The following is a 9,237-nucleotide window of genomic DNA, read 5'->3' as shown; positions in this document are numbered from 1 at the left end:
GCCCCGCGGGGCGCGGCGCGGGGGCCCCCGGCGGGGGGGGGGCCCCCCCCCCCCCCCCCGACCCGCCCTCCCCCGCGCCGCCCCGCCGACCCGCCCTCCCCCGCGCGCCGGCCGGGAAGCGCCGTCTCTCCTGCCGGGACGGGCTTGTGGCCGCACGACGGGCCGCGCTTTGCTGCGTGCATGCCACAACCGTTTCCGCCCGGCCCCGCCTCCACCCCGCTCGACCACCGCTACCGCGGCGAGCACCCGATCCGCACCCTGGTCTACCTCTTCCGCCCGGACGCCGGCCGACTCGCCCTCGCCGCAGGGGTGTTCGTCGTCAAACACAGCCCGATCTGGCTGCTCCCGCTGATCACCGCGAACGTCATCGACGTCGTGGTGGAGCACCGGCCGGTGAGTGAACTGTGGTGGAACATAGGCGTATTGCTCGTGGTGCTCTTCCTCAACCTCCCGACGCACCTGCTGTACGTGCGCTTCGTGCACGGCAGCATCCGCCGGGTCGGCACCGGGCTGCGCTCCGCGCTGTGCCGCCGGATGCAGCAGCTCTCGATCGGGTACCACGCACGGGTGTCCGCGGGGGTGCTCCAGGCGAAGGTCGTCCGGGACGTCGAGACGATCGAGCAGTCCTCGCAGCAGACCGCGGACATGGGCCTGTCGGCGGCCGTCACGATGGCGGGCGCGCTGGTCGTCATCGGTGTGCGCGCCCCCGCGTTCCTGCCCGTCTTCCTCGTCGTGGTGCCCGCCGCCGCGCTCCTCGTCATGCGGTTGCGCGGCCGGCTGCGCGAGCGCAACGAGTCGTTCCGCCGCGAGGTGGAGCAACTCTCCTCGCGGGTCAGCGAGATGACGACGCTCATCCCCATCACCCGCGCACACGGCCTGGAGCGGGCCGCGATCGGCCGGGTGGACGGCTCGCTGCACCGGGTCCTCCTGTCCGGTCTGCGGCTCGACCTGCTCAACGGCCGCTTCGGGGCGCTCGCGTGGATCCTCCTCAACGCGCTCGGCGTCGGCTGCCTGGCCGGTTCGGCGCTGGTGGCGTACTACGGCTGGCTGGCGATCACGGCCGGCGACGTGGTGATGCTGAGCGCGTACTTCACCACGCTGACCAGCGCGGCGACCTCGCTGCTCAGCCTGACTCCGGTCATCAGCAAGGGACTCGAGTCGGTGCGGTCGGCCGGCGAGGTGCTCCAGGCGCCGGACCTGGAGAGCAACACCGGCAAGCGGGAGGTCGCGGAGGTGCGCGGCCGGATCGAGTTCGAGCGCGTCGGCTTCGCCTACCCCGACGCCGAGGGGGCGGCCGTCCGCGACTTCTCCCTCACCGCCGCGCCGGGCGAGACGATCGCGCTGGTCGGCGCGTCGGGGGCGGGCAAGTCGACCGTGCTGAACCTGCTGATCGGCTTCATCCGGCCCACCGAGGGCCGCATCCTCCTCGACGGCGTCGACATGGCCGCCCTCGACCTGCGCAGCTACCGCCGCTTCCTCTCCGTCGTCCCGCAGGAGTCCGTCCTCTTCGAGGGCACCGTCCGCGAGAACGTCACCTACGGCATGGGCGACACCGACGAGGAGACCGTCCGCGCCGCGCTGGAGGCGGCGAACGCGCTGGAGTTCACCGACCGGCTCCCGGAGGGACTCGACACCGTCGTCGGGCAGCGCGGGGCGCGGCTCTCCGGCGGGCAGCGGCAGCGCCTGGCCATCGCCCGCGCGCTGATCCGCGACCCGCGCGTCCTCGTCCTCGACGAGGCGACCTCCGCGCTCGACACCCGTTCGGAGGCGCTGGTCCAGGAGGCGCTCGGGCGTCTCGTGGCGGGCCGGACCGTCTTCGTGGTCGCCCACCGGCTGAGCACGGTGCGGGGCGCGGACCGGATCGTGGTCATGCAGGACGGCGGGATCGTCGAGTCCGGCGCGCACGAGGAGCTGCTGCGGCGCGGCGGGGCGTACTGGTCGCTGCAGCAGCCCCGCTCGGCCTGAGCGGGGGGCGTGGGCGGGTCCGGCTACCGGCTCACGGCCCCTCCCGAACGGCGGCCAGCTCCGCGAGCGCCGGGCGGTCCGGGTGCCCGGACGCGAGCGCGGCTGTCAGCGCCTCGCGGGCGGACCCGCCCCGGCCGTCCAGCGCGCGCCGGACCCCTTCGGGGCCGGACGTCTCCAGGAGCTGCAGCAGGCTCTCGGCGACCAGGAGGTCGCTCTCGGCCCGGCCGATGTCGTCGGCGTCCAGGTCCTTGCGGCGGACGAGGAGGCTCAGCGCGGTCGGGGCGAGCAGCGGGTCCCCGCGCAGCTCGGTGACGAGCGCGGGCCCGTCGGGGTGCGCCTCGCGGAGGGTGTCGAGCAGCGCCTCGGCGCGGGTGCGGAACGGGCAGGCGCGCAGGGCGTCGGTCAGCTCCAGGGTCGCGGTGGCGGCGTCCGGGCGGGCGGCGGTCCACAGGGCGAGCTCCGCGCGGGCGGACTCCGCGTCGTAGTGCTCGGTCAGCACCCCGAGCAGACCGGCGGCGTTCGCGCCGGTCAGGTCGCCGACGACCGGCGCCTCCCGACCGCGCGCGAGCAGCGTCCGCCGTACGGCGTCGTGCCCGAGCGGCGTCAGCTCGACGGGCCCGGCGGGTCCCGACGCGTCCGCGACGGCGGTCCGCACCTGCGTCCCGTACAGCTCGGCGAGCTCCGGCGGCATCCCGGCGGGCGGACGGGGCCGCGGCGGCCCGCCGCCCTCCGACGGTCCGGGCGCGGTGATCGCGCCCAGCTCCCGCAGCGCGCGGACGACCGCCGCGTCCGGCGCGTCGCCGGGCCACGGGACGGCGTACGGGAGCCCGTAGAGCTCCCTGAGCGGGCCGGTGTCGAGGGCGTCGAAGGCGCGGCGCCAGAGGTCGAGGGGGTCGGCGGCGAGGACGGGCGCGTCGGGGGCCGCGGCGATGCGGCCGTCCGCCACCTCGACCAGGCGGGCCCGCCGCGCCCACGCGAGGAGCGCTGCGAGGCCGGGCAGGTGCGCGGCCGACCGCACCCCCGTCACGTCGTCGCCGGTGCCGAGCGCCGCGACGAGGGCGCGCGCGTCGGCGATGCGCAGTGCGCCCGAGGCGAGGACCGGGCGGCCCGCGGGGCCGGCCCACCGGACGAGCCCGGTGAGCCGGCGCACCGGCTCGGCGAGCGCGGCCGCGGCCCGCAGCTCGCCCTCGGGCGGCAGGGCGACGGGCAGGACGGGCTCGGCGCGGCGGACGGCCGGCGGCCGCGCGGCGACCCCGGCGGTGACGCGGGCCAGCGCCTCGGGGTCGTGGTCCGCCTCGCCCGCCGCGACCCGGTCCATGAAGGCCCGCAGCGCCTCCCGGTCGCGCACGTCGACCCCCTGCGCGGCGGCCGTGGTGACCCAGAACTTCGTCAGACCCCAGCGCGAGAGGTCGCCCATGGCGGGCCCGAAGCGCGGCGCAGCGGCCTCGACGGCGGCGAGGTTGACGGCGAGCGGCGCGCCGCGCGGGTCGGCCAGGCCCATGGCGTCCAGATGGCGCAGCAGCAGGGCGAGCGTGCCGGGCATGGCGTCGGTGCGCTCGCCGGGGACGACCGCGGCGGTGCGCGGCAGCCAGTGCAGGAGCAGTTCCTCGACGTGGTGGGGCCGCCAGAGGCCCAGCCGCCCGTCGGGGGTGCCCCGGTGCCGGTAGTCCAGCGCGAGCGCCGCGCCCGACGGGTCGATCCGCTCCCCGCGCTCATCCGCCCAGCCGTCGAGCCTGCGCACGAGGAGCCGGCAGGCCGCCTCGAACCCGTCGCGCTCCCCCGGCGCGAAGTACATGCGCATCAAGGAGGTCCCGCCTGTCGTCCGGACATGTCTGTGCCGCACGCTACCGGCCACGGGGCCGGATTCCGACGCGTACCCGCCCGGTTCGCCGCGGGGGCCCTCCTGGGGAGAGACTCGGTGGCGGAAGCACGTAGACGAGCGGAAGGGACCGGCCGAATGCCGCAGCACGTCCAAGGGGTCATCGCCCCGGGCAAGGACCAGCCCGTGCGGGTCGAGACGATCGTGGTGCCCGATCCGGGGCCGGGTGAGGCCGTGGTGAAGGTCCAGGCCTGCGGGGTCTGCCACACCGATCTGCACTACAAGCAGGGCGGCATCAACGACGACTTCCCCTTCCTCCTCGGCCACGAGGCCGCGGGCGTCGTGGAGAGCGTCGGCGACGGCGTCACCGAGGTGGCCCCCGGCGACTTCGTCGTCCTCAACTGGCGCGCGGTGTGCGGCCAGTGCCGCGCGTGCAGGCGCGGCCGCCCGCAGTACTGCTTCGACACCCACAACGCCGAGCAGAAGATGACGCTGCTCGACGGCACCGAGCTGACGCCCGCCCTCGGCATCGGCGCGTTCGCGGAGAAGACGCTGGTCGCGGCCGGCCAGTGCACGAAGGTCGACCCGGAGACCGACCCGGCCGTCGCCGGGCTCCTCGGCTGCGGCGTGATGGCCGGAATCGGCGCGGCGATCAACACCGGGCAGGTGGGGCGCGGGGACTCCGTCGCCGTCATCGGCTGCGGCGGCGTCGGCGACGCGGCCGTGGTCGGCGCGCGACTCGCGGGCGCGGCCCGGATCATCGCCGTCGACGTCGACGACCGCAAGCTGGAGACGGCGCGGCGGATGGGCGCGACCCACACCGTCAACTCCCGCTCCACGGACGCCGTCGAGGCGATCCGCGAGCTGACGGACGGCTTCGGCGCGGACGTCGTCATCGAGGCGGTCGGCCGCCCGGAGACCTACGAACAGGCTTTCTACGCACGCGACTTGGCGGGGACCGTGGTCCTGGTCGGCGTACCGACGCCCGAGATGCGCCTCGAACTCCCGCTGCTTGACGTGTTCGGGCGCGGCGGCGCCCTGAAGTCCTCCTGGTACGGCGACTGCCTGCCCTCCCGTGACTTCCCGATGCTGGTCGACCTGCACCAGCAGGGCCGGATCGACCTGGCCGCGTTCGTCACCGGGAAGATCGGCCTGGACGAGGTCGAGCAGGCCTTCGGCCGCATGCACGAGGGCGACGTCCTGCGCTCGGTGGTGGTGCTGTGATGGCCCGCGTCGACCACGTCGCCACCTCCGGCACCTTCGAACTCGACGGCGGCTCCTGGGACGTCGACAACAACGTGTGGATCGTCGGCGACGACTCCGAGGCGATCGTCATCGACGCCGCGCACGACGCCGACGCGATCCTCGCCGCGCTCGGCGACCGCACCCTGCGGGCGATCGTCTGTACCCACGCGCACAACGACCACGTCGGCGCGGCGCCCGCCCTCGCCGAGGCGACCGGCGCGCCCGTCCTGCTCCACCCGGACGACCTTCCGCTGTGGAAGCAGACCCACCCGCACCTGGTCCCCGACGGCGAGCTGTCCGACGGCCAGACGCTCACCGTCGGCGGCGAGGAGCTGACCGTCCTGCACACGCCCGGCCACGCGCCCGGCGCGGTGTGCCTGTACGCCCCGGGGCTCGGCACGGTCTTCACCGGCGACACGCTCTTCCAGGGCGGTCCGGGCGCCACGGGCCGGTCGTTCTCGCACTTCCCGACCATCATCGACTCCATCCGCGACCGGCTGCTGTCCCTCCCGCCGGAGACGGTCGTGCGGACGGGGCACGGGGACACCACCGTCATCGGCGACGAGGCGGGGCAGCTGGAGGAGTGGGTGGCGCGGGGGCACTGAACGCGGGGACGGGGCGGCGGGTGCGGCGGGGTGCGCCGGGGCACGGCGCGTCGCGCCGAAGCGCGCCCGGGCGCGCCGGCCGCCCCGCGTCCGCCGGACGGGCGCCGCGTCGGCCCGACAGCGCGTGCGTCCGGAACCTGTGCGCCTCAGGGCCGCGAGCCCGCCCGCCTCGGGACGCACCCGGCCCGGGGACGCGCACGGCTTAGGGACGCGCCCGGCCCAGGGGCGCACCCAGCCAAGGGAACCCGCCCGGCCTGGGGACGCGCCCGGCCGGGGCACGCGTCGGGCCTCGGGACGCGTCAGGCGCCCTCGGCGGGCGGAGTCACATTCCGCCCGCCACCCGCAGCACCGCGCCCGTCGTGTAGGACGCGTCGGGCGAGAGCAGCCACGACACCGCGCCGGCCACCTCGTCGGGGTGCCCGGCGCGTCCCATCGGGATGGTGGACGCGAGCTTCGCCGGGCGCTCCGGGTCCTCGTGGAAACCGGTCCAGATGATGCCGGGCGCCACGCAGTTGACGCGGATGCCGTCGGCCGCGAGCTCCTTCGCGAGGCCGACGGTCATCGCGTCGGTGGCGGCCTTCGTGGCCGCGTAGTGCACGTACTGACCGGGGCTGCCGAGAGTGGCCGCCGCGGAGGAGATGTTCACGATCGCACCCCGGTGCCCGTCGCCGGCCGTCCCGCCGGGGCCGCCCGTCATCGCGCGGATCGCGCGCCGGGCGCACAGCAGGTAGCCGAGCACGTTCACGTCCAGCGCCGCGCGCAGTCCGGCCGCGGCCGCGTCCGCGAGCCGGCCGTTCACCCCGCTGACGCCGGCGTTGTTGACCAGGCCGGTGACCGGGCCGAGCTCGGCCTCCGCCGTCGCGAACAGCCGGTCGACGTCCGCCTCGTCCGTCGTGTCGACCCGGACGCTCACGCACCGGCGGCCCGCCGTTCGTACGGTCTCCACGACCTCCTCGGCCGCGGCCGCGTCGGACCGGTAGCCGAGCGCGATGTCGTGCCCGTCGGCGGCCAGCCGCCTGCAGATCGCGGCGCCGATGCCGCGGCTTCCTCCGGTGACGACGGTGACGTGAGGATGCATGCGGGTGCCTCCGACCTGCGGGTCCGGTGTGGTCGCACCCATCCTAGGAAGCGGGCCCGGCCGAAGACCGCCGGCCCATCCCGACAGAGGATGTCCGGATTCACCGGCACCATCGACCGGGACGGGGACACGACGGAACGGCAGGAAGAAGGCACCGGCATGGCAGGACCGTTGGACGGCAAGGTCGCCCTGGTCGCGGGCGCGACGCGCGGCGCGGGGCGCGGGATCGCGGTGGAGCTGGGCGCGGCGGGGGCGACGGTGTACGTCACGGGCCGCAGCACGCGGGCGCGGCGTTCGGAGTACGACCGGCCGGAGACGATCGAGGACACCGCGGATCTGGTGACCGCGGCGGGTGGGCGCGGGGTGGCCGTGCCCACCGACCACCTGGTCCCGGACCAGGTGCGGGAGCTGGTCGCGCGGATCGACGGCGAGGAGGGGCGGCTGGACGTCCTCGTCAACGACGTCTGGGGCGGGGAGAAGCTGTTCGCCTGGGACAAGCCGATCTGGGAGCACGACCTCGACGACGGCCTCCGGATCCTCCGCCTCGGCGTCGAGACCCATGCGATCACGAGCCACTTCGCGCTGCCGCTGCTGCTGCGGTCGCCCGGCGGCCTGGTCGTCGAGATGAACGACGGCACGGACGACTACAACCGGACGCGGTACCGCGCCTCGTTCTTCTACGACCTCGCCAAGGCGTCCGTCCTGCGGATGGCGTTCTCCCTCGCCCACGAGCTCGGCCCGCGCGGCGCGACGGCGCTCGCGCTCACCCCGGGGTGGATGCGGTCGGAGATGATGCTGGACCACTACGGCGTCACCGAGGCGAACTGGCGCGACGCGCTCGTCCGCGAGCCGGACTTCGCCGTCTCCGAGACCCCGGCGTACGTCGGCCGCGCGGTCGCCGCGCTTGCCGCGGACCCTTCTGTGTCGCGGTGGAACGGCGCGTCCCTCTCCAGCGGGGCGCTCGCCCGCGAGTACGGCTTCACCGACGTCGACGGCAGCAGCCCCGACGCGTGGCGCTTCCTCCTCGACAAGGAGAACCCGGACCTCCGGCCCGACCCGGAGCTTTACCGCTGAGGCCTTAGCCCCCCCCGCTGTGGGCAATCGTGCCGCAGGGCGGCACGGGTGGGCACAGCACAACATGCCCAGTGCAAGCGACCGCACGCAGCACCACGGTCGGCCCCCGCCCCGCACGGGCTCGCCGCGCACCCCCGCGACCACCCTCGGGTAAGGTGACCGCGTCCACACCGGTGGACCGAACCAAAGGAGGTGACACCCATCAACGCTGTCGCAGTACGGGTGCTCATCCTCCGTCGCGTTGACGGCCGGACCCTCACGGTCTGAGCCGGCTCAACGCCGAGCGCACCCTTCGGTTTCCCGAAAGGTCCTCCCCATGCCGGTTCCGCAACCCTCGTCCTCCCCCGTCCGCGAAGACACCCACGCATCCGTCACCGCCCAACTCCGCGCCGCAGGCTGCGTGTTCGCCGAGGACGAGGCACGGCTGATGCTCTCCGACCGTCCCTCCGCCGCCGAACTCGACGCACGGATCGCCCGGCGCGCGGCCGGGTACCCGCTCGAACACGTCCTGGGCTGGGCCGAGTTCCTGGACCTGCGGATCACCGTCGCGGACGGCGTCTTCGTGCCGCGCAGGCGGAGCGAGTTCCTCGCCCGGCTGGCGATCGGGCTCGTCCCGCGGCCGGGCGCCGTCGCCGTCGACCTGTGCTGCGGATCGGGCGCGGTCGGCGCGGCGCTCCTCATCGCCGACGACCGCGTCGAGGTGCACGCGGCGGACATCGACCCCGCCGCCGTCGACTGTGCCCGCCGCAACGTCACCGCCCCGCGCGGGCACGTCCACGCGGGCGACCTCTACGCCGCCCTGCCCGCCACCCTGCGCGGCCGGGTCGACGTGCTCGTCGCCAACGCCCCGTACGTGCCCACCGGCGACATCGGCCTCCTGCCGCCCGAGGCGCGCGAGCACGAGCCGCGGGTGGCGCTGGACGGCGGGGCGGACGGGCTCGACGTGCAGCGCCGGGTCGTGGAGGGTGCGGCGGGGTGGCTGGCGCCGGGCGGCAGCCTGCTGATCGAGACGAGCGAGCGCCAGGCCCCCGCGACGGCGGCGGCGTTCGCCGCGCACGGCCTCGCCCCGCGGGCGGTGGAGTGCGACGAGCTGTACGCGACGGTGGTGATCGGGACCCGCCCGCCGGGCCGCACGGCGGGCTGACCCGCCGTGCCACCATGGACCGTATGCCCCGCCCTCCCCGTTCCGCGCCGTTCGTGCAGGTCAGGCGCGCCACCGCGCGCGACGCCAGGCGGCTGACCCGGATCGTCCGCGCCTCGCGCGCGTACGAGGGCGGGTACGCGTCCGCGGTGGCCGGCTACCGGGTGGGGGCGGACTACGTCGAGGCGCACGAGGTGTTCGTGGCGGTCGAGGAGCGGGACCCGCAGCGCGTCCTGGGCTTCTACGCGCTGGTTTTTTATATTAAGTAACTCGACCTGCTGTTCGTTTGTGTGTGTGTTGATGTCGGTGG

General features: G+C 75.4%; 7 protein-coding genes and 1 pseudogene. 6 read left to right on the top strand and 2 right to left on the bottom strand.

Annotated elements, in window-relative coordinates; all coding sequences use genetic code 11:
• The first annotated feature begins 180 nt into the window (after positions 1 to 180).
• Entirely contained in the window at positions 181 to 1,965 is a 1,785-nt protein-coding gene (locus ACFWEG_RS03740; protein WP_387208795.1) for an ABC transporter ATP-binding protein, read from the top strand.
• 31 nt (positions 1,966 to 1,996) lie between these two features.
• On the opposite strand, the gene ACFWEG_RS03735 is transcribed toward ACFWEG_RS03740, so the two are convergent.
• The gene (locus ACFWEG_RS03735) at positions 1,997 to 3,766 is read right to left on the bottom strand and encodes a hypothetical protein (RefSeq protein ID WP_387208793.1); all 1,770 of its coding nucleotides are present in this window, start codon (positions 3,764 to 3,766) and stop codon (positions 1,997 to 1,999) included.
• A gap of 156 nt (positions 3,767 to 3,922) precedes the next feature.
• Between ACFWEG_RS03735 and ACFWEG_RS03730 the strand changes: the two genes are divergently transcribed.
• A complete protein-coding gene (locus ACFWEG_RS03730) occupies positions 3,923 to 5,008 on the top strand; it encodes an S-(hydroxymethyl)mycothiol dehydrogenase (protein WP_387208791.1) in 1,086 nt (361 codons plus the stop codon).
• Positions 5,005 to 5,634 carry an MBL fold metallo-hydrolase gene (locus ACFWEG_RS03725; RefSeq protein ID WP_387208789.1) on the top strand — a complete coding sequence of 210 codons (630 nt, stop codon included), beginning with the start codon at positions 5,005 to 5,007 and terminating at the stop codon, positions 5,632 to 5,634. Before ACFWEG_RS03730 ends, ACFWEG_RS03725 begins: the two co-directional genes overlap by 4 nt.
• Positions 5,635 to 5,956: 322 nt before the next feature.
• On the opposite strand, the gene ACFWEG_RS03720 is transcribed toward ACFWEG_RS03725, so the two are convergent.
• Entirely contained in the window at positions 5,957 to 6,712 is a 756-nt protein-coding gene (locus tag ACFWEG_RS03720) for an SDR family NAD(P)-dependent oxidoreductase (protein WP_387208787.1), read from the bottom strand.
• Positions 6,713 to 6,871: 159 nt separating this feature from the next.
• Between ACFWEG_RS03720 and ACFWEG_RS03715 the strand changes: the two genes are divergently transcribed.
• The 3 genes and pseudogenes from ACFWEG_RS03715 to ACFWEG_RS03705 all read left to right on the top strand — a co-directional run.
• Positions 6,872 to 7,786, top strand: a complete 915-nt coding sequence (locus ACFWEG_RS03715; RefSeq protein WP_387208785.1) for an SDR family oxidoreductase — start codon at positions 6,872 to 6,874, stop codon at positions 7,784 to 7,786.
• Positions 7,787 to 8,102: 316 nt separating this feature from the next.
• Positions 8,103 to 8,930, top strand: coding sequence for a putative protein N(5)-glutamine methyltransferase (locus tag ACFWEG_RS03710; protein ID WP_387208783.1), 828 nt, complete (start codon positions 8,103 to 8,105; stop codon positions 8,928 to 8,930).
• Positions 8,931 to 8,953: 23 nt separating this feature from the next.
• Positions 8,954 to 9,181, top strand: a pseudogene (locus tag ACFWEG_RS03705) (GNAT family N-acetyltransferase); the annotation flags it as partial.
• Between the last annotated feature and the right edge of the window lie 56 nt (positions 9,182 to 9,237).

The sequence above is a fragment of the Streptomyces sp. NPDC060194 genome, assembly GCF_042728285.1.
GTDB lineage: Bacteria > Actinomycetota > Actinomycetes > Streptomycetales > Streptomycetaceae > Streptomyces.
This window is presented reverse-complemented; position numbering and strand designations above follow the sequence as displayed.

Bases quoted from the DNA above. Each gene is read 5' to 3' on its own strand.
- ACFWEG_RS03740 (WP_387208795.1), top strand. From the start codon at position 181: ATGCCACAACCGTTTCCGCCCGGCCCCGCCTCCACCCCGCTCGACCAC.
- ACFWEG_RS03735 (WP_387208793.1), bottom strand. From the start codon at position 3,766: ATGCGCATGTACTTCGCGCCGGGGGAGCGCGACGGGTTCGAGGCGGCC.
- ACFWEG_RS03730 (WP_387208791.1), top strand. From the start codon at position 3,923: ATGCCGCAGCACGTCCAAGGGGTCATCGCCCCGGGCAAGGACCAGCCC.
- ACFWEG_RS03720 (WP_387208787.1), bottom strand. From the start codon at position 6,712: ATGCATCCTCACGTCACCGTCGTCACCGGAGGAAGCCGCGGCATCGGC.
- ACFWEG_RS03715 (WP_387208785.1), top strand. From the start codon at position 6,872: ATGGCAGGACCGTTGGACGGCAAGGTCGCCCTGGTCGCGGGCGCGACG.
- ACFWEG_RS03710 (WP_387208783.1), top strand. From the start codon at position 8,103: ATGCCGGTTCCGCAACCCTCGTCCTCCCCCGTCCGCGAAGACACCCAC.